Annotated in this window: 19 protein-coding genes; 12 read left to right on the forward strand and 7 right to left on the reverse strand. The window is 64.8% G+C overall.

Features of this window, described 5'->3' with window-relative positions; translation table 11 throughout:
* Positions 1-35 precede the first annotated feature (35 nt).
* The gene (locus tag ACEN2S_RS01555; protein WP_441861440.1) at positions 36-1,553 is read left to right on the forward strand and encodes a YifB family Mg chelatase-like AAA ATPase; all 1,518 of its coding nucleotides are present in this window, start codon (positions 36-38) and stop codon (positions 1,551-1,553) included.
* A 149-nt stretch (positions 1,554-1,702) separates the two neighbouring features.
* Here the strand turns inward: ACEN2S_RS01555 and gshB are convergent, their stop codons facing one another.
* The 3 genes from gshB to rsmI all read right to left on the reverse strand — a co-directional run bounded on the left by gshB (position 1,703) and on the right by rsmI (position 4,053).
* Positions 1,703-2,647 (reverse strand): glutathione synthase, encoded by a 945-nt coding sequence (gene gshB, locus ACEN2S_RS01560; RefSeq protein WP_441861443.1) that lies wholly within the window; start codon positions 2,645-2,647, stop codon positions 1,703-1,705.
* Positions 2,648-2,773: 126 nt separating this feature from the next.
* On the reverse strand, positions 2,774-3,130 hold the full coding sequence (locus tag ACEN2S_RS01565) for a YraN family protein (protein ID WP_441861446.1): 357 nt from the start codon (positions 3,128-3,130) through the stop codon (positions 2,774-2,776).
* A gap of 41 nt (positions 3,131-3,171) precedes the next feature.
* Positions 3,172-4,053: a 16S rRNA (cytidine(1402)-2'-O)-methyltransferase gene (gene rsmI, locus ACEN2S_RS01570; protein WP_441861836.1), complete on the reverse strand. Its 882-nt coding sequence runs from the start codon at positions 4,051-4,053 to the stop codon at positions 3,172-3,174.
* 99 nt (positions 4,054-4,152) lie between these two features.
* On the opposite strand from rsmI, the gene ACEN2S_RS01575 reads away from it, so the two are divergent.
* The 3 genes from ACEN2S_RS01575 to murJ all read left to right on the forward strand — a co-directional run bounded on the left by ACEN2S_RS01575 (position 4,153) and on the right by murJ (position 9,809).
* Entirely contained in the window at positions 4,153-5,328 is a 1,176-nt protein-coding gene (locus tag ACEN2S_RS01575) for a penicillin-binding protein activator (RefSeq protein ID WP_441861449.1), read from the forward strand.
* Between the two features lie 207 nt (positions 5,329-5,535).
* The gene (locus tag ACEN2S_RS01580) at positions 5,536-8,271 is read left to right on the forward strand and encodes a [protein-PII] uridylyltransferase (protein WP_441861838.1); all 2,736 of its coding nucleotides are present in this window, start codon (positions 5,536-5,538) and stop codon (positions 8,269-8,271) included.
* Positions 8,268-9,809, forward strand: a complete 1,542-nt coding sequence (murJ, locus tag ACEN2S_RS01585; protein ID WP_441861451.1) for a murein biosynthesis integral membrane protein MurJ — start codon at positions 8,268-8,270, stop codon at positions 9,807-9,809. The genes ACEN2S_RS01580 and murJ overlap by 4 nt, the downstream gene beginning before the upstream one ends.
* A gap of 51 nt (positions 9,810-9,860) precedes the next feature.
* On the opposite strand, the gene ACEN2S_RS01590 is transcribed toward murJ, so the two are convergent.
* Complete coding sequence (locus tag ACEN2S_RS01590) at positions 9,861-10,547, reverse strand: rhomboid family intramembrane serine protease (RefSeq protein ID WP_441861454.1); 687 nt, start codon at positions 10,545-10,547, stop codon at positions 9,861-9,863.
* A 186-nt stretch (positions 10,548-10,733) separates the two neighbouring features.
* Between ACEN2S_RS01590 and trpS the strand changes: the two genes are divergently transcribed.
* Positions 10,734-11,786: a tryptophan--tRNA ligase gene (gene trpS / locus ACEN2S_RS01595; protein ID WP_441861457.1), complete on the forward strand. Its 1,053-nt coding sequence runs from the start codon at positions 10,734-10,736 to the stop codon at positions 11,784-11,786.
* A gap of 114 nt (positions 11,787-11,900) precedes the next feature.
* On the opposite strand, the gene ACEN2S_RS01600 is transcribed toward trpS, so the two are convergent.
* From ACEN2S_RS01600 to ACEN2S_RS01610, 3 genes are read right to left on the reverse strand one after another with little or no spacing between them, the layout of a single operon-like run.
* Entirely contained in the window at positions 11,901-13,214 is a 1,314-nt protein-coding gene (locus tag ACEN2S_RS01600; RefSeq protein ID WP_441861460.1) for an MATE family efflux transporter, read from the reverse strand.
* Positions 13,207-13,779, reverse strand: coding sequence for a PaaI family thioesterase (locus tag ACEN2S_RS01605; RefSeq protein WP_441861463.1), 573 nt, complete (start codon positions 13,777-13,779; stop codon positions 13,207-13,209). The genes ACEN2S_RS01600 and ACEN2S_RS01605 overlap by 8 nt, the downstream gene beginning before the upstream one ends.
* On the reverse strand, positions 13,776-14,264 hold the full coding sequence (locus ACEN2S_RS01610; RefSeq protein ID WP_441861466.1) for a PaaI family thioesterase: 489 nt from the start codon (positions 14,262-14,264) through the stop codon (positions 13,776-13,778). Before ACEN2S_RS01610 ends, ACEN2S_RS01605 begins: the two co-directional genes overlap by 4 nt.
* A 175-nt stretch (positions 14,265-14,439) precedes the next feature.
* Between ACEN2S_RS01610 and ACEN2S_RS01615 the strand changes: the two genes are divergently transcribed.
* The 7 genes from ACEN2S_RS01615 (at position 14,440) to ACEN2S_RS01645 (ending at position 20,024) form a co-directional block, all read left to right on the forward strand.
* Positions 14,440-14,805: a MerR family transcriptional regulator gene (locus ACEN2S_RS01615; protein WP_441861468.1), complete on the forward strand. Its 366-nt coding sequence runs from the start codon at positions 14,440-14,442 to the stop codon at positions 14,803-14,805.
* 258 nt (positions 14,806-15,063) lie between these two features.
* Positions 15,064-15,462 carry a MerR family transcriptional regulator gene (locus ACEN2S_RS01620; RefSeq protein WP_441861471.1) on the forward strand — a complete coding sequence of 133 codons (399 nt, stop codon included), beginning with the start codon at positions 15,064-15,066 and terminating at the stop codon, positions 15,460-15,462.
* 38 nt (positions 15,463-15,500) lie between these two features.
* The gene (locus ACEN2S_RS01625; RefSeq protein WP_441861474.1) at positions 15,501-17,276 is read left to right on the forward strand and encodes an acyl-CoA dehydrogenase C-terminal domain-containing protein; all 1,776 of its coding nucleotides are present in this window, start codon (positions 15,501-15,503) and stop codon (positions 17,274-17,276) included.
* Between the two features lie 57 nt (positions 17,277-17,333).
* The gene (locus tag ACEN2S_RS01630) at positions 17,334-17,786 is read left to right on the forward strand and encodes a GFA family protein (RefSeq protein WP_441861477.1); all 453 of its coding nucleotides are present in this window, start codon (positions 17,334-17,336) and stop codon (positions 17,784-17,786) included.
* Positions 17,786-17,998, forward strand: a complete 213-nt coding sequence (locus tag ACEN2S_RS01635; protein WP_441861479.1) for a hypothetical protein — start codon at positions 17,786-17,788, stop codon at positions 17,996-17,998. Before ACEN2S_RS01630 ends, ACEN2S_RS01635 begins: the two co-directional genes overlap by 1 nt.
* A gap of 142 nt (positions 17,999-18,140) precedes the next feature.
* Positions 18,141-18,770, forward strand: a complete 630-nt coding sequence (locus tag ACEN2S_RS01640) for a glutathione S-transferase family protein (protein WP_441861482.1) — start codon at positions 18,141-18,143, stop codon at positions 18,768-18,770.
* A gap of 42 nt (positions 18,771-18,812) precedes the next feature.
* Positions 18,813-20,024, forward strand: coding sequence for an acetyl-CoA C-acetyltransferase (locus ACEN2S_RS01645; protein WP_441861485.1), 1,212 nt, complete (start codon positions 18,813-18,815; stop codon positions 20,022-20,024).
* Positions 20,025-20,033: the final 9 nt, after the last annotated feature.

The raw sequence follows: 20,033 nt of genomic DNA on the forward strand, positions 1-20,033 counted from the left end.
CCCGCCACGGTTGAGTCTCGGGGAGGGGGCGGAGCATGGTGGCGCAGGCCTATACGGTGGCGTTTGAGGGGGTCGATGCGCGTCTGGTCGAGGTGCAATGTGCCAGCAGCACCGGTCTGCCGGGGTTCAGCATCGTCGGCCTGCCCGACAAAGCGGTGTCTGAGGCGCGCGAGCGGGTCCGGGCGGCGCTCGGGGCGCTCGCCATCGCGCTGCCGTCGAAAAAGCTGACGGTCAACCTTTCGCCTGCCGATCTGCCGAAAGAGGGGCCGCATTTCGACCTGCCCATTGCGCTGGCGCTTCTCGCGGAATTGGGCATCCTCCCGCGCGAGGATATTGCCACCTGTCTGGCCATGGGCGAGCTGTCGCTCGACGGGCGTCTGGTGGCGGTGGCGGGTGTGCTGCCCGCCGCTGTCACGGCTGCCGCAGAGGAAAAGACGCTGATCTGTCCGGCGCCCTGTGGCGCGGAGGCGGCCTGGGTGGGCGCAGGCACCGTCCATGCCCCCGCCACGCTGGCCGAAGTGATTGCGCATTTCACCGGTCGCAGCCCCCTGCCCCGCGCCACCCCCGGCACCGTGATCGACGCCGCCGCCGACCTGCCCGATCTGGCCGCGGTCAAAGGACAAGAGCGCGCCAAACGGGCCCTCGAGATTGCCGCCGCCGGGCGGCATCACCTGTTGATGGTGGGGCCACCCGGTTCCGGAAAATCCATGCTGGCCAAATGCCTGCCCTCGATCCTGCCACCGCTCTCGGCATCCGAGGCGCTGGAAACCTCGATGATCCAATCGCTGAAGGGGCTGTTGCCCGCCGGGGGTATTTCGCGCCAAAGCCCGTTTTGCGACCCGCATCACACCGCCTCGCAGGTGGCCATCATCGGCGGCGGGCGCGGCGCGAAGCCGGGGGCAGTAAGCCTCGCACATAACGGCGTGCTGTTTCTGGATGAGCTGCCGGAATATGACCGCGCGGTGCTGGAAACCCTGCGGCAACCCTTGGAGACGGGGACCGTGATGGTGGCGCGGGCGAATGCGCATCTGCGCTATCCCTGCCGGTTCTTGCTGGTGGCGGCGGCCAATCCCTGCCGCTGCGGCTATCTCTCGGACCCCGCCCGCGCCTGCGCCCGGGTGCCGGTCTGCGGCGAGGATTATCTGGGCAAGATCTCTGGCCCGCTGCTTGACCGGATTGATCTGCGCATCGAAGTGCCCCCGGTCTCCTGGTCCGACCTTGACCGTCCGCCGACGGGCGAGCGCTCTGCCGAGGTGGCCCAGCGCGTTGCCGCGGCGCGGGCGCTGCAAGCGGCGCGTTATGCGCACAAGCCCCAGGTCCGGGTCAATGCCGATGCGGATGGCGCGCTTTTGGAAGCGGTGGCGGCCCCCGATGCAGAAGGCCGCGCCCTGCTCCTGCAGGCCGCTGAGCGATTCGGCCTCTCGGCCCGCGCCTATCACCGCATTTTGCGCGTCGCGCGCACGATTGCTGATCTTGATGCCTCGGATATCGTGCGCATGCCGCATATCGCCGAGGCGCTGAGTTTTCGTCTCAGCGCCAAGATCGGGCGCTGAGGCCCGGCCCGCGCCACCGCCACCAGAAACACCGCGCCGCAAATTTTGGCCTGCGGCGCCAACACGCCGTCCCGCCGCCACCAAAACGGCCCGGAACCGAGATGAAACCCGGCCACGGACTGCGCGGCTTGATCCGCGCAGCCCATGCTTCAGAGACCGCGCTTGGCCTCGATCACCTGCCAGATTTTCTCGGCAATATTCACCCCGTCAAACCGCTCCAGTTCCTGGATGCCGGTGGGCGAGGTCACGTTGATCTCGGTCAGCCAGTCGCCGATCACATCGATGCCAACGAAAATCTGCCCCTTCTCGCGCAGAACCGGCCCGATGGTGGCGCAAATCTCCAGATCGCGCGGCGTCAGGCCGATTTTCTCAGGCCGCCCGCCGACATGCATGTTCGAGCGCGTCTCACCCGCGGCCGGCACCCGGTTGATCGCGCCCACCGGCTCGCCGTTCACCAGAATGATGCGCTTGTCACCCTTGGAGACATCCGGCACGAATTTCTGCGCGATCAAAGGCTCGCGGTTGATCCCCGAAAACAGCTCATGCAGCGAGGCGAGGTTGCGGTCATTCGGGTCCAGCCGGAACACCCCGGCGCCGCCATTGCCGTAGAGCGGTTTCAGAATGATATCGCCATGTACGGCCTTGAAGGCACGGATGGTGGCCAAATCCCGCGCGACCAAGGTCGGCGGAGTCAGATCCGGAAAGTTCAGCACCAGGAGCTTTTCCGGAGAATTGCGCACCCAGAATGGATCATTCACCACCAGGGTGCCCGGGTGAATTCGCTCGAGCAAATGCGTGGTGGTGATATAGCCCATGTCGAACGGCGGATCCTGCCGCAGCAAGACGACATCCCAGTCGGCCAGATCGATTTCAGTCTCATCGCCCAGCGCGAAATGATCGCCCTTCGCGCGGCGCACCACCAAGGGCCATCCCCGGGCCAGAATATGACCCTCGCGATAGGCAAGCTTGTCCGGCGTATAGTAAAACAGCTCGTGCCCCCGAGCCTGTGCTTCTTCCGCCAAACGGAAGGTGCTGTCAGCGTCAATATTGATCGCTGCGATCGGATCCATCTGGATGGCAACTTTCAGGCCCATGCGTGCCTCCCTGTGATTGATCCGCCTTTGATGACCCAGCAAAGGGACGGATGCAATCACCCGCGGGCGCAGGCCGGTGCACAGCCGCCCCGCCACTGCAGCACAGGCCGCGGCTGCAGCACGGGTTCACCCCTGATCGAAGGCATTCTCGAGAATTTCAATCTTCCCAAAACCATCGACAAGTGCCACGTCAAAACGGACCTCGGTCAGCTGCCCAGCCGGTTCTCCCCCGATAAACGCGCTCGCGGAGGCATAGATGCGGTCCATCTGTCGGCGCGACAATCGTTCTGCGGCGCGCGCATGGCTGCTGGCTTTCTTCACTTCGATAAAAATGACCGTCGCCCCATCCCGGGCGATCAGATCAATCTCGCCGCCCCCGCCGCGCCAGCGGCGGGCCGCAATACTGCGCCCCTGCCGCTGATAATGCGCCGCCACCTGTGATTCGGCGGCCAGACCGCCATGATATGCCAGCGCTCCGCCCATTTTCCGCCCTCCGCTGCGTGGCACATACCTGCCACCTCTGGTTAGCTTTCCTGCTCGATCTTCAGCGCCGCCTGATAGATTTCGCGCCGCGGGAGGCTCAGCATATCGGCCACTTCTGCCACCGCATCCTTGGTCGTCATTCGACCCAATCTGGCACGAAGCTCTGCATCTATGTCTTCAGGTCCCGCCACGCGGCCACGCGGGCGGTCAATCACCACCACAATCTCTCCCTTCACGGCGAGATCGGCGTAATGCTCCGCCAGTGCACCCAAGCTGTTGCGCTGCACTTCTTCGAATTTCTTCGTCAGTTCCCGGCACACGGCCGCCTGTCGCTCCGTTCCTAGAATGTTCACCAAATCAGTTAACAAATCCTTAAGACGCTTGGGGGATTCATAAAAGATCAGCGTTGCAGGGACCGCGCCGAATTCGGCCAACCATTTGCGGCGTGCCGAGCCTGTGCTGGGGGGGAAGCCTGCGAACAAGAACCGGTCGGAGGGCAGCCCTGAAACCGTCAATGCCGCCAGCACCGCCGAGGGGCCCGGCGCGGAAAAGACCGGAAATCCGGCATCAATCGCCGTTCGGCCGAGTTGATAGCCGGGGTCGGCCACCAAGGGCGTTCCGGCCTCGGAGGCATAGGCGACGCTCTTGCCCTCTTCCAGCGCACGCAGGATCCGCGGACGCTGCGCCTCGCCGTTATGGTCATGATAGGGGATGACCGCACGGCCGTTCAGCGGCACCCCATGAATTTCCATCAAATGCCGGAGGGTTCGCGTGTCCTCCGCGGCAATCAGATCCGCTTTGCCCAGAATGTCGAGCGCGCGCAGGGTGATATCGCGGGCGGCGCCGATCGGCGTGGCCAGAAAATGCAGGCCCGGCACCAATCCGCCCGGCAAAGCTCCGCCCATGGCTCTCTCTTCGCTCATCTCGATCCGTCCCGTCTTCGTTGCAAAGTTTACTTCGGTCCGGGAACCGCCTAGGGTCGCCCGGTCTTTGCCCATGTATCAGGACATAAGGACCGCGTCATGTTTTCCATTCTCCGCAAGCCACGGGCCTTCCTGCCCAAAGTCATCGCCGGGCTCTCGACGCTCTGGCTCGCCGCCTGCGACCCCGTCGGGATGCAAGCCCCCACAACCGGCACCAACACCGGCACCACGGTTCCCGTTGCGCTGCTGGTTCCCTCCGGGTCGGGCAATGCCGGCGACGAAGTGCTGGCCCGCGCGCTGAAACAGGCCGCCGATCTGGCGATTTCCGACCTCGACGGCGTCAAGATCGACCTTCGGGTCTATAACACCGGCGGCAATCCGCAACTGGCCGCTCAGGCCGCGACCAAGGCCGTTGATGAAGGCGCGAAGATCATTCTGGGGCCGGTTTACGCCGCCTCGGCCAATGCAGTCGGCCTCGCAGTCGCCAATCGCGGCGTCAATGTGCTGGCCTTCTCCAACAACACCGAGATCGCGGGCGGCAATGTTTTCGTGCTCGGGCCGACCTTCCCGAACACCGCCAACCGCCTCGTAAGTTATGCCTCGCGGCAGGGCAAGCGCCGCATCCTGATCGCGCATGAAGACACCACCGCCGGGCAGGCCGGGGCGAATGCCATCGCCACCGCCATCAGCCGCTCGGGCGGCACATTGGCGGGCAAAGCGCCCTATCCCTTCTCGCAAGACGGGGTTGTGCGCGCGGCACCGGGCATCGCCGCACAGGCGAAATCGGGCACGGTGGATGCGATCTTCATGACCGCTGACACCGCGGGCGCGCTGCCGCTGCTGACACAATTGCTGCCGGAACAAGGGGTTGACCCGCAGACGGTGAAATTCGTCGGCCTGACCCGCTGGGACATCCCCCCCGCCACCCTGGCGCTGCCGGGTGTACAGGGCGGCTGGTTCGCCCTGCCGGATCCGAACCTGAACCAGCAATATCAATCCCGCTATCAGGCCGCCTTTGGCGAGGCGCCGCATCCGATTTCGGGTCTGGCCTACGACGGTATTGCCGCCATCGGGGCGCTGGTGAAATCGGGCCATGCCAATGCGCTCAGCCGCGAAGCCCTGACCCAAGGCGCAGGCTTTGTCGGCGTCAATGGCATCTTCCGCCTGCGCGGCGACGGCACCAATGAACGCGGCCTGGCCGTGGCCGAAGTGCGCAACAATGCGGTGGTGGTCATCGACCCCGCCCCGCGCAGCTTTGGCGGCGCAGGCTTCTGAACCTGACACCGGCCCGGTCCCGCGAGGGGCCGGGCCTTTCTTCACGGCACCCCATCCCCGCGCCCCTTGCGCCAAACCCGAGCCATCGTGAGCATTCCGCCGAAAACCCCGATCCGTCCCCGCCTCACCCGCCATCTGCCGGGCAGCCGCAAACGGCCCGAACCGCTGCGCGCGGGTGACCTCTCTGCCCCGCTGCCCGCCGCCCCGATGCTGCCCGGCGCACATTGCCTGTTTGATCCCACCGCCCTGCCGGGCGAGATCGACCAGCGTCTGGCAGGGGTTACCGACAGCAAGGAAATCCGCGCCATCACCGTGCGCTTTCTGACCGAAGCCCGGGCCGAGGCGACGCAGGAGATCGAGGCTTTGTTTGGCAGCCACCCCCGCGCCGCGCGCGAGACGGTGCGCGCCTATGCGCAGCTGACCGACGGCATCATTCTGACGGTGCATGACGTCGCCACCCGTTACCTGCACAAACTCGCCAACCCGACCGAGGCCGAGCGCATCGCCGTCATCGCCGTCGGCGGCTATGGCCGCGCCGAAATGGCGCCGCATTCTGACGTTGATCTGCTGTTCCTGACCCCGTGGAAAATCACCCCCTGGTCGGAAAGCGTGATTGAAAGCATGCTCTACATGCTCTGGGATCTGAAGCTGAAGGTCGGCCACGCGAGCCGCACCGTCGCCGATTGTATCCGCTTGGGGCGCGAGGATTACACGATCCGCACCGCCCTGCTGGAGCACCGCTTTCTCAGTGGCCATGCCGCGCTGGCGGCCGAGCTGCGCGAAACCCTGTGGCGCGATCTCTTTCACGGGACCGAGGCGGAATTCATCGAAGCGAAACTCGCCGAACGCACCGAACGGCACAAACGTCAGGGCGGGCAGCGCTATGTGCTCGAACCCAATGTCAAAGAGGGCAAGGGCGGGCTGCGCGACCTGCAAACCCTCTATTGGATTGCCAAATACATCCATCAGGTCGACCGCGCGGTCGAGCTGATCGAGCTGGGATTTTTCACCCGCGAGGAGCATTCCGCCTTTTATCAGGCCGAGGATTTCCTCTGGGCGGTGCGTTGCCATCTGCATCTGATCACCGGCCGCGCCACCGACACCCTCTCCTTTGACCTGATGGTCGAGGTGGCCAGCCGCATGGGCTATGAAGACACCGCCGGGCGCCGGGGGGTTGAGGTCTTCATGCAGGATTACTTCCGGCAGGCGACCAAGGTCGGCGAGCTGACGCGGATCTTCCTCACCGCGCTGGAAGAGCGTCACGTCAAACGCGCCCCGATGCTGGAGCGCATCTTCCGCCGCCGCAAAAAGCTCAAGCCCGGCTATGTCGAGGATGGCAACCGGCTGAACGTGGCCGATGCTGCTGCCTTTCTGGCCAATCCCACCAATTTTCTGGCGATCTGGGAAGAGGCCCTGCGCACCGGCCTGCTCGTGCATCCCGATGCGATGCGGCTGATCGCGGCCAATCTCGACAAGATCACCGATGATACCCGCGATGACCGCGAGGCGGTGCGGATTTTCATCGACCTCCTGCTGAAACACGGCAACCCCGAGCGGGCGCTGCGGCGGATGAACGAGCTGGGCCTTCTGGCCGCATTCATTCCCGAATTTGAGCCGATCGTGGCGATGATGCAGTTCAACGTCTACCACCATTACACGGTGGATGAGCACACGATCCAATGCATCTCGACCCTCGCGCAGATCGAGCGCGGGGAGCTGATCGAAGAGCTGCCGCTGTCCAGCCAGATCCTGAAGACCGGGCTGAACCGCAAGGTGCTCTATGTGGCGCTCCTCTTGCATGACATCGGCAAGGGCCGGCCCGAGGATCACTCGATTCTGGGCGCGCAGATCGCCCGCCGGGTCGCCCCGCGTCTGGGGCTGAGCGCCGAGGAATGCGAAACGGTGGAATGGCTGGTGCGCAACCATCTGGTGATGTCGGATGTGGCGCAAAAGCGCGATCTGTCGGACCCGCGCACCCTGCGGGATTTTGCCAAGGCGGTGAAGAACCAGAAGCGGCTTGATCTGTTGACCGTGCTGACCGTCTGCGACATTCGCGGCGTGGGCCCCGGCACCTGGAACAACTGGAAGGCCATGCTCCTGCGGCAGCTCTGGCGCGAAACCTCGCTGGTGCTGGAAAAGGGCGCCGAGGCGCTCAACCGCAGCCAGCGTGAGGATGAGGCGAAAAAGGCGCTGCGCGATGCGCTGGCGGGCTGGGATGCGCGGGACCTGCGCACCGAAACCGCCCGGCATTACGCCCCCTATTGGCAGGGCCTGCCCACCGAGGCGCAGGTGATTTTTGCCAAATTGCTCAAGGATCTGAAGGACGACGAGATCCGCATCGACCTGCATCCCGATGCCGACCGCGACGCCACCCGCGCCTGCTTCGCGCTGGCCGACCATCCGGGGATCTTCTCGCGGCTGGCGGGGGCGCTGGCGCTGGTGGGGGCGAACGTGGTCGATGCCCGCACCTACACGTCGAAAGATGGCTATGCGACGGCGATCTTCTGGGTGCAGGATGCCGATGGCCATCCCTATGAGGTCAGCCGCCTGCCGCGTCTGCGCGGGATGATCACCAAGACGCTGAAGGGCGAAGTGGTGGCGCGCGAGGCGCTGAAAGACCGCGACAAGGTGAAAAAGCGCGAGCGCGAGTTCCGCTTTCCCACCCATATCATGTTCGACAATGACGGCTCCGAGATCTACACGATCATCGAGGTCGACACCCGCGACCGGCCCGGCCTGCTTTATGATCTGACGCGGACGCTGGCGGCGAACAATATCTATATCGCCTCGGCCACCATCGCCACCTATGGCGCGCAGGTGGTCGATGCCTTCTACGTCAAGGACATGTTCGGCCTGAAGCTGCATTCCAAGCCGCGTCAGGAAGCGCTGGAGAAGAAACTGCGCAAAGCCATCATTGATGGCGCCGAAAGGGCGACAAAATGAGTTCCATCCGTTTGGTGCGCGGCTTCGTCACCGTCGGGGGCTGGACCTTTGGCAGCCGCCTGGTCGGTTTCATCCGCGATGTGATGATGGCCGCCTATCTCGGCACCGGCCCGGTGGCCGAGGCGTTTCTGATCGCCTTTTCGCTGCCCAATATGTTCCGCCGGTTCTTTGCCGAGGGCGCCTTTAACATGGCCTTCGTGCCGATGTTCTCGAAGAAACTCGAGGGCGGCGAGGATGCCGAGGGCTTTGCCCGCGATGCTTATTGGGGTATGGCGGCGCTGCTGACCGTGTTCACCGTGCTGGGCATGCTGGCGATGCCACTTCTGGTGCTGCTGATGGCCTCGGGCTTTCGCGGGGATGAGCGGTTTGGTCTGGCGGTGCTCTTTGGCAATATCGCCTTTCCCTATATCCTGTTCATCTCGCTGACCGCGCTTTTGTGCGGCATGCTGAACGCTACGGGGCGGTTCTTTGCCACCGCCGCCGTGCCGATCCTGATGAATCTGATCTTCATCATCGCCATGGTGATCGCCGATTTTGCGGGCTGGCCGATGGGAATGACGCTGGCCTGGACCGTGCCGCTGACGGGCGTGGCGCAGCTCTGGTTCACCTGGATCGCCGTGCGGCGGGCGGGCTATCACATGAAGTTCCGCCGTCCGCGCCTGACACCCGAGCTGAAGCGGCTGGCGATCATTGCCGGGCCTGCGGTCCTCTCGGGCGGGGTGGTACAGATCAACCTGATCGTCGGGCGGCAGGTGGCCTCGTTCACCGAGGGCGCGGTGGCCTGGCTGACCTATGCCGACCGCCTCTATCAGCTGCCCCTGGGCGTCGTGGGGATCGCGATTGGTGTTGTCCTGCTGCCCGATCTCTCGCGCCGCTTGCGGGCGGGGGATGTGGCGGGGGGCCGCGCGAGTTTCAACCGTGGTCTGGAATTTGCACTGGCACTGACGCTGCCCGCCGCCGTGGCGCTGGTGGTGATCGCTTTGCCCTTGGTGCAGGTGCTGTTCCAGCGCGGCGCCTTCGACGCGACTGACAGTGTGAACACCGCCTGGGCGCTGGCCGCCTATGGCATCGGTCTGCCCGCCTTCGTGCTGCATAAGGTGTTGCAGCCGCTTTATTACGCGCGGGAAGACAGCCGCAGCCCCTTCTATTTCGCCCTGGCCTCGATGGTGGTGAATGTCGTCTTCGCCCTGGGGCTTTTACCCTTTGCGGGCTATCTGGCGGCGGCGCTGGCCACCACCATCTCGGCCTGGGTGATGGTGGGGCAGCTGGCCTGGGGGGCGCGGGGCATGGGGGAAGCCGTCTCGCTGGACGACCGGTTCCGCAAGCGGATCTGGCGGATCCTGCTGGCCTCGGCGGGCATGGGCCTTGTGCTCTGGCTGGCGCAGGGGCAGCTGACGGCGATGCTGGCGCAGCATGGCGCGCGCTATCTGGCGCTCTCGATCCTCGTCGGGCTGGGCATGGTCAGCTATTTCGGACTGGGGGCGGTGTTTGGCGCCTTTGGCCTGGGCGATTTCAAATCCGCGATGAAGCGCAGCTAAAGCAAAGGGCCCCGACCGGGGCCCTTCTTCTTTGGGATGGCACCACCGGCTTCAGCGGCGGCGCAGCACCGCCAGCAGGCGCGGCCAGCTGCCCGGTCCGACCACGAAGGACATCCCAAAGCCGGTGGCAAAGCCGGCCAGTTCCGCAACCCAATTCCAGTTATTGCCAAAGATCGCCGCATAGAGCAGCTGGATCCCGAGCAAGAACCCGATCAGCGTGAAGGCGCGGGCGCGGTTGTCATTGCTGGCCCCGAGCCGCATGAACAGGATCCAGCTGAAGGCACCGATCAGCCCATAAACGGCCGGGTACCCCCCGATCAGCGGCATCCGCGTCACCGGCAGCGCGGTATAGACGCAAGCGCCCACCAGCGCCGCGCCAAAGAAAATGGCCAGCACCGCAGCCGGGCGGAACAATTCGCCCACCATCTTGCCCAGCGCCAGAATGAACACCAGCACCATCACCGCATGGGTAAAGCTGCCATGCACGAAGGGATAGGTGACCAGCCGCGCCACTTCCATCGGCGGAAACTGATGCGCTTCGACCATCAACCGCAGGATGTCGGGCGAGAAGGAGAAGCGCTGCAAGGCATCGAGCCGCCAGCCAATGGCAGCATCGCCGCCCGCGAGCCCCAGCTTGCCGAGCCCGATCACCACCTCGAGTGCGACAATCGGCAGCGCCAGCAGCCAGACCACCCCCGGCAGCGGGTTGACCGGAGAGGTGTCGTAACCGTCGCGCATATCTATCGCCTTTCTGCCCCCTCGGGGGTCGTTTCTCTGCCCCGCCGGACCACCCGGTCCGCAGGGCCGTTGCGGGGGCACCCTTGTTGACTGCGCCCCCGCCCCCAGCGATAAGCGAGACCACGCCACATTTCCAGTCCGCAGAGGGGCCAAAACCCCCTCGCGGTCCCCCAGACGGAGCCTCAGATGACCACCGACGCCCCCCAAGCCACCCCGACGCCGAATGCGGCTTTCAAACCGCGGATCTTTTCGGGCATCCAGCCCTCGGGCGGGCTGACCCTTGGCAATTACCTCGGCGCGCTCAAGCGGTTCGCGCAAAAGCAGGATGAGGGCATCGAGACGATCTACTGTCTGGTCGATCTGCATGCGATCACCGTCTGGCAGGACCCCGAGAAGCTGCGTCAGCAAACGCGCGAAGCGGCGGCGGGTTTCATCGCCTCGGGCGTTGATCCGGCGCGTTCGATCCTGTTCAACCAGAGCCAGGTGGGGGCGCATGCGGAACTGGGGTGGCTCTTCAACTGCGTGGCGCGGCTGGGCTGGATGAACCGGATGACCCAGTTCAAGGACAAGGCCGGCAAGAATGCCGAAAAGATGAGCCTCGGGCTTTATGCCTATCCCTCGCTGATGGCGGCGGACATCCTGCTCTATCACGCGACGATGGTGCCGGTGGGCGAGGATCAAAAGCAGCATGTCGAGCTGACGCGCGACATTGCGGCCAAGTTCAACCATGACTTCAAGACCGATTTCTTCCCGACACCCGAGCCCTTGATCGAGGGGGCGGCGACGCGGGTGATGAGCCTGCGCGATGGCACCAAGAAAATGTCGAAATCGGATCCGTCGGATGCGAGCCGGATCAACCTGACCGATGACGCCGACATGATTGCGAAAAAGATCCGCAAGGCGACCTCGGATGCCGAGCCCTTGCCGGAAAGCGTGGAGGGGCTGGAAGGCCGGGCCGAGGCGCGCAATCTGGTGAACATCTATGCGGCGCTGGCGGATATGAGCCCGGCGGCGGTGGTGGCGGAATATGCAGGGGCCGGGTTTGGCACCTTCAAACCGGCGCTGGCGGATCTGGCGGTGGCGAAACTGTCGCCGATCTCGAGCGAGATGACGCGGTTGATGGCGGATCCGGCGGAGATTGACCGGGTGCTCGGCAAGGGCGCGGAGCAGGCGGCGGCGATCGCGCGGCCGATCCTCGAGAAGACCTATGAGATCATGGGGATGATCCGTTCGCGCTGAGACCGCTTTACGGGTGATGAGGGCGGAGTGGGGGCGCTGCCCCCACTCCCCCGAGGTATTTTCGCCAAGAAGAACGGACAGGGGCTGTCGGGGCGGGGCGCCGGGTTTCCGCCCTCAACCGAACTGGGCGACCTTGGCTTCGGCGCGGGGGTAATAGGCGGCCATGCTCAGGCCGCGGACGGCGTTGAGCACCATCAATGCGGCCCAGAGGCCGTGGTTGCCCCAGAGCGGCGGCAGGATCAGCAGCGCCACGGCATAGATGGCCACCGAGAAGAGCATGGCGTTGCGCATTTCCCGGGTCATCGTGGCGCCGATGAAGATGCCGTCCAGCGTCCAGCTGGCCACGCCGATCAGCGGCGCGACCACCAGCCAGGGCAGATAGAGGCGCGCTTCGGTGCGGATCTCGGGGGAGGTGGTCATCAGATCAATGATCGCGGGGCCGCCGAGCGCGAAGAGGAGGGCCAGAAGGACGGCGCCAAGCAGGCTCCATTCCGCGGCGACCCGGGCGGCATGCCGCAGATTGGCGCGGTTGCGCGCGCCCACCGCCTGGCCCACCAGCGCCTCGGCCGCAAAGGCAAAGCCGTCGAGCGCGCAGGCGGTGATTTCCAGGAATTGCAGCAGGACCTGATTGGCCGCCAGCCGCAGGTCACCCTGCGCGGCACCGAGGAAGAGGAAGGTGGTGAAGGAAAACTGCAGCACCACCGAGCGGATCATGATGTCGGCATTCACCCGCGCCATGCGGATGAGGGCCGCGCGGTTCATCAGCCGCGTGCGGTCGCGCCAATGCCCGCCTTGGAAGGCGCCGCGCGCCAGCCAGAGTGCCAGCGCCAGCCCGGTTGTTTCGGCGATCAGCGTGGCGCTGGCCACCCCGGCGACGCCCCAGCCCCAGCCGATCACGAAGAGAAGGTCGAGCAGCACGTTGACGCTGTTCATCCACAGTTGCAGCAGCAGAACGCCGCGCGTCCGCTCGACCGCGATCAGCCAGCCGGTCAGCGCATAAAGCCCAATGGTGGCCGGTGCGCCCCAGATGCGGATCGAGAGATAGGTCTGCGCCAGCGCCTCGACCTCGGCCGAGGCGGGGGCAATGCGGAAGGCCAGCTGAAAGAGCGGCCATTGCAGGCAGATCAGCGCGAGGCCTGCGGCAAACGCCACCAGAAGCGCGCGCATCAGATGCGCCGCCACTTCCGGGTGATCGCCCGCGCCGCGCGCCTGCGCCACGAAGCCCGAAGTGCCCATGCGCAGAAAGCTGAAGATCCAGTAGATCGAGGTCAGTACCACCGCCCCGACGCCCACCGCACCGATGGGCGCGGCCAGCCCCATCTGTCCGACGACACCGGTATCCACCGCGCCCAGAATGGGCACCGTGGCATTCGAGAGCACGATCGGCAGCGCGATATGCAGGACCCGGCGGCGGCTGATGTCAGACATTCCCGCGGCCTCCGGCCCCGGCGTCGAGGGGCTCACTCTCGCCCGGCTCCGGCATCAGGAAATGCCCCGTCGCCTGCGCGAAGAGGCGCGAGCGGTTGTCCTGCCAGGCCTCGACATGCACCGAGGCATAGCGCCGCCCGGAACGGTTGACCCGCGCGCGGGCATAGGCGTCGCGCGGCAAGCCCGAGCGCAGGTAATCCACGGTGAAGTCGATGGTCTTGGGCAGACGCGGCAGCGGCACCTCGCCCGAAAGATCGACCCGGCCCGCCTCCATATCCTCCCAGAAGGTGAACCAGCTCAGCTCGATGATCGCCGTCACCTCAAGAAAGGCTGCGGTGACCCCGCCGTGGATCGCGGGCAGGGTCGGGTTGCCGATCAGCTGCGGGGCAAAAGGCAGGATCGCCGTCAGCTCATCGCCCCGGCGGTCGAATTGCATGCCGAGGAACTGGATATAGGGGACGCCCTCGGTCAGGCTGCGCAGGGCGGCATCGCGCCGCTGTTTGATGATCTGCACCGGCTCGGGCGTGCGGCGCAGGGGTGGCTTTTGCTCCGGCGGCAGGCTCATGCGGCACCTGCGGGGGCTGCGGGCTTTCGGACGGGCGGGCGCTCCAGAGTAAACGCGCCGGTGGCGCAGGCCACGGGGCGGCTTTGGTCGAGATCATAGGCCGTGGCGCGGACGAAGGCGACCGAGCGGGTGACGTGGTAGCAGGTGGCGCGGGTGGTGATCGGCTGCCCCGGTGTGGCACCACGCATGTAATCAATGCGCAGGTCAATGGTCGCGGTGGCGAGGGGGCCCGAGGGATGGCTCATCGCTGCCGCGCCACAGCAGGTGTCCATCAGCACCGAGACCGCGCCGCCATGGATCACACCGCTGCGCGGGTCGCCCACCAACCGCGCGTCATAGGGCATGGAAATCACCGCTTCACCGCCGCCGATGCTGTCCAGCCGCATGCCCAGCGCCTGCGCATGGGGGATCGCCTCAATGAATTGCCGGGCGATGCGGGTCATCTCTTCGGCGGTGGGCAGATCGGCAGGCGGGGACGATTCCATCGGGCGCTCCGGAAACTGGTTTTGCCCGACTATCCGCGCCCTGCCCGTCCCCCGCAAGAGCGGTCCGGGCGTAAAGGCGCGCGCCCGGCCGTGCAGGGGCCGCAACGTCATCTTCCGCAGCAGGTCGTTGAGATCGCAGTCACAACGCGCTAGCCTGCCCGGGCGGGAGGACGCGATGACCGAACACTTGCTGAGTTTCAAAGAGATGTGCGCCAAATTCGAGGTCACCCCCCGAACGCTGCGCTATTATGAATATATCGAACTGCTCAAGCCGCAGAAGGAAGGCCGCGCCCGCCATTATGGCCCGCGTGATCTGGCGCGGATGACGCTGATTCTGCGCGGCCGCCGTTTTGGCTTCAGCCTGGAGGAGATCCGCCGCTGGCTGCTCCTCTACGATCAGAAGGGCACGCGTGAGCAATATCAGATCTGGGTGGAAATGGCCGACCGGCAGCTGGCGGCCCTGACCGAGCAGCAGCGCGAGCTGGAGGCGACCATCGCCGATTTGCGACAATTGCGCGAAGAGACCGCCCGCGCGCTCTGAGCGTCCACGACACCGCACACCGTGCAAAACCCCGCCGCGGCGCGGGTTTCTCTGCGTTTTTGCACGGTGGCCTGTGCCCTGCCTGCCTTGCCGTTGCCGATGCGTGGTTTACTTTAACGTCATCCATTCCTGACATAACGTCATCATCCGCTATGACGCGACGTCAGAGTTACGCGAACGTCAACAGAGCCCTACCTTGGTCCGCAAGATGATCTGCGGCAGGGGCACGGGCTACCGGCACCTGAAAGGCAGAGAAGCATGAGTGATGATGATGTGATGACGATCCGCGAAATGTGCGATGCATATGACGTGACGCCGCGCACGCTTCGCTTTTACGAATCGAAGGAGCTGTTGTTCCCGATCCGTCAGGGACAAAAGCGGCTGTTCACCCGGCGCGACCGGGGCCGTCTGAAGCTGATCCTGCGCGGCAAGCGCTTTGGCTTCAGCCTCGAGGACATCCGCCAGCTTCTGGGAATGTATGCGATGGGCGATCAGCAACGCTCGCAACTGGAGAAGACGCTTGAACTGGCCCGCGCACGGCTGGCCGAGATGGAGCGCCAGCGCGACGAGCTGACCCAGACCATCGCCGAACTGGGTGAACAGATTGCCTGGGGCGACGGGGAATTGGAGCGGATGCGGGGCAAGCCCGCCGCCTGATCCCCGCCCGCCCGCCGGAACGCATGAGGGAGAGAGACATGCCGAGCTATACCGCCCCCACCAAAGACATGCAGTTCGTGCTGCATGAGGTGCTGAAAGTGACCGAAACCGGGGTGCCCGGCTATGAGGATCTGGAGGCGGATTTCACCGAAGCCGTGCTGGAAGCGGCAGGCAAGGTGGCTTCGGAAGTCCTGGCGCCGCTCAATGCTTCCGGCGATCAGGAAGGTTGCCATCTGGAAAACGGCGTCGTGCGCACGCCCAAGGGTTTCAAGGCGGCGTTCGAGGCGATGAAAGACGGCGGCTGGACCGCGCTGGATTGTGACCCCGAATACGGCGGTCAGGGCATGCCCTATCTCTTGGGCTGCGCGGTGGGCGAGATTTTCGTCTCGGCCAATATGGCGTTCAACATGTATCAGGGCCTAACGCATGGCGCCTATTCGGCGATCCATGTGCATGGCACGCCCGAACAAAAAGCCACCTATCTGCCGAAAATGGTCTCTTGTGACTGGACCGGCACGATGAACCTGACCGAACCGCATTGCGGCACCGATCTGGGGCTGATGCGCACCAAGGCCGAACCGCAGGACGATGGCAGCTACCGCATCACCGGCCAAAAGATCTTCATCTCGGCGGGCGAGCATGATCTGGCCGAAAACATCATCCATCTGGTGCTGGCCAAGGCCCCGGGCGGCGGCGAGGGGACCAAGGGCGTCTCGCTCTTCATCGTGCCGAAGTTTCTGGTCAACGAAGATGGCTCTCTGGGCGACCGCAACGGCGTGGCGGTGGGCTCGATCGAAGAAAAGATGGGCATTCATGGCAATGCCACCTGCGTGATGAATTATGACGGCGCCAAAGGCTGGCTGCTCGGCGATCTGCACAAGGGCATGCGGGCGATGTTCACCATGATGAACGAGGCGCGTCTGGGCGTTGGCCTGCAGGGCTATGCGGTGGCCGAGGCCGCCTATCAAAACGCCGTCACCTATGCCAAGGACCGGCTGCAGGGCCGGGCGGTGACCGGTGTGGAAAATCCCTCGGGCCCCGCCGATCCGCTAATCGTGCACCCCGACATCCGCCGCAACCTGATGGATCAAAAGAGCTTTCTGGAAGGCGCGCGGGCCTTCACCTTCTGGGGCGCGCATCTGATTGACCGCGGCCACCGGGCAGAAGATGCCGATGCCGAAGGGCTGATCTCGCTGATGACGCCGGTGATCAAAGGGTTCCTCACCGACAAGGGCTTTGAGACGGCGGTGAATGCGCAGCAGGTTTACGGCGGCCATGGCTATATCGAGGAATGGGGCATGTCGCAGTTCGTGCGCGATGCCCGGATCGCGATGATCTATGAGGGCGCCAATGGCGTGCAGGCACTGGATCTGGTCGGGCGCAAGCTGGCGGCGGATGGCGGCAAGCATGTGATGGCCTTCTTTGAAATGGTAAAGGCCTTTTGCAAGGAAAACGCCGAGGTCGAGGGCATGGAGCCCTTTGTCGGGCCGCTGAAAGCCGCCTCCAAGGATCTGCAGGCGGCGGGCATGTTCTTCATGCAGAACGGCATGAAGAACCCGAATGCCGCGCTGGCCGGGTCCTATGATTTCATGCATCTTTTCGGCCATGTCTGTCTGGGCCTGATGTGGGGCCGGATGGCGAAAGCCGCACTGGAGGCGCTGGCCGCAGGTGCCGCGGATCCAGCGTTTTACGAGACGAAACTGGCCACCGGGCGCTATTACATGGCGCGGCAATTGCCGATGACCGCAACGCATCTGGCACGGATCAATTCGGGCGCCGATCCGGTGATGGCACTGGCCGCCGAAGCGTTCTAAGCTACCCCCGACACCGGTGCCGCCGCCCCTTGGCGGTGCCGGAACGGAGGAGCCATGATGACCGAAGATCGCTGGCAGGATTTTCCTGAGGCGCAGGGTGGCTGCCAATGCGGCGCCCTGCGCTTTCACATTTCGGCGGGGCCCGCCCGCGCCACACTCTGCCATTGCCGCATGTGCCAGCGCGCCAGCGGCAATGCCTTTGCCCCCCTTTATGAAGTGCCCGACGGTCGCATCAGCTGGAGCGGGCAGCCGAAGGAATGGGCCAGCTCTAACCTCGCCACCCGCGGCTTTTGCGACATCTGCGGCACGCCGCTTTACTATCGCAGTCAGGGCACGACCGAGATCATGGCGGGCACATTGACCCCGGATTTCCCCTACCGCCCACATGACAATTGCGGGGTGGAATCGCGCAAAGACTGGCTGGCCACGCTGCACAGCCTGCCCGACCGCCCGACCAGCCCCGATCTGCTGGCCGGGGTGGTTTCCTATCAAATGGCCGAGGGGATCTGATGCCGAAACGCTTGAAACTGACCCGCCGTTTTCCGGTGGCGCTGACCAATGACGCCTACCGCCGCCTCAACCGTTTTGCCGATGAGGCGGGGATCACCCCGGATGAGGCGCTGACCTTTTTGTTCGAGCATTTCAACTCGGTCACCCATGCCGAGAACCTGATTGCCCGGCTGCGGCTGTTCAAGGCCGAGCTGGACGACCGCAAGGCCTGACCACCGCCCGGGCAGCCCGGCGACGCGAAGTCACCCCGGTGGTGACGTTGCGGCGCGGGGCGGCCAAGGGCCTTACGCGCAGGTCAATTCGTGCCAATATACACCCTGAGGACGGGGTGCCGAAACCCCCGGGGAGAATGCGATGACGGCGAAACTCTATTGCTTTGGTGAAAGCGGCAATGCCTATAAAGCGGCGCTGACCATGGCGCTGACGGGCTATGACTGGACCCCGGTCTATGTCGATTTCTTCAACGGCGGCGCCCGCACGCCCGAGTTTCTGGCGATCAACGAAATGGGCGAAGCGCCGGTTTTCGTTGAGGGCGATCTGACGCTGACGCAATCCTGCGTCATTCAGCTGCATGTGGCGGAAAAGACCGGCAAGCTGCTGCAGGGCGACCGCAATGAGATTATGCGCTGGCTGTTCTGGGATGCGCAAAAAGGCTCCGGTCAGCAGGGCGTGTTGCGGTTTCTCAAGAATTTCCTGCCCGAGGACAAGCGCCCGGAACAGGCGATCGGCTTTGTCTCGGCCCGGGTCACCACCGCGCTCGGCGTGTTGGAGCGGCACCTCGCGGGGCGCGACTGGATGGTGGGCGATGGCGTGACCCTCGCCGATACCGCCTGCTGCGGCTATCTTTACTACCCCGAGCCCTTCGGGTTCGAGCGTGACAAATTCCCGAATATTTCCAACTGGCTGGACCGGATCAGCGCCCTGCCCGGCTGGAAACATCCCTATGAAATGATGCCCGGCAGCCCGGCTGACCGCGGGCTTTGAGCGCCCGCCCCGCCGCTGCTGGTAATGCCTGAGGAGGACATGATGACCGAAGCCTATATCTACGACGCTGCCCGCACCCCGCGCGGCAAGGGCCGCGCCGATGGCAGCCTGCATGAGGTGACTTCGGTCGCGCTCTCGGCCCGGCTGATGAATGCGATGAAGGCCCGCAACGGGCTGGAAGGGCATGCGGTTGAGGATGTGATCTGGGGCAACGTGACCCAGGTGGGCGAACAGGGCGGCTGCCTTGCGCGCTCGGCGGTGCTCCTCTCGGATCTGGATGAGCGCATTCCCGGGCTGGCGATCAACCGCTTTTGCGCCAGCGGCATGGAGGCGGTGAACCTCGCCGCCAACCAGATCAAGGGCGGCGCGGGCATGGCCTATCTGGCGGGCGGGGTCGAGATGATGGGCCGCGTGGCGATGGGCTCGGACGGCGCGGCGATTGCCGTCGACCCCAGCCTCGCGATGAAAACCTATTTCGTGCCGCAGGGGATTTCGGCGGATATTATCGCGACGGAATATGGCTTTACCCGCGAAATGGCCGATGCTTTGGCGGTGGAAAGCCAGCGCCGGGCAACGCAGGCCTGGGCCGAGGGGCGTTTTGCCAAATCAGTGGTGCCGGTCGTGGACCAGAACGGCGCCACCATCCTCGCGCGTGACGAATTCATCCGCCCCGAGACCACGGCGGAGACGCTGGCGGCGCTGAAGCCCAGCTTCAAGGAAATGGGCGAGGTGATGCCCGGTTTCGACAAGGTGGCGATGCTGAAATACCCGCATCTGGCGGCAATCAACCACATCCACCACGCGGGCAACTCTTCGGGCATCGTCGATGGGGCGGCGGCCGTGCTGGTCGGCAACAAGGAATTTGGCGAGAAATACGGGCTGAAACCCCGCGCCCGCATCCGCGCCACCGCGAAAATCGGCACCGATCCCACCATCATGCTGACCGGCCCGGTGCCGGTCACCGAAAAGATCCTGCGCGACAGCGGCATGTCGATCTCGGACATCGACCTGTTCGAGGTGAACGAGGCCTTTGCCTCGGTCGTGCTGCGCTTCATGCAGGCGTTTGACGTCGATGCATCCAAGGTCAACGTCAACGGCGGCTCGATTGCGATGGGTCACCCGTTGGGGGCCACCGGCGCGATCATCATCGGCACGCTTCTGGATGAGCTGGAGCGGACCGGCAAAGGCACCGGCCTTGCCACGCTCTGCATCGCCTCCGGCATGGGGGCGGCGACCATCATTGAACGGTTGTGAAGGGGGAGG

It is taken from the genome of Phaeovulum sp. W22_SRMD_FR3, from assembly GCF_052113705.1.
Classification (GTDB): Bacteria; Pseudomonadota; Alphaproteobacteria; order Rhodobacterales; family Rhodobacteraceae; genus JBGQOG01.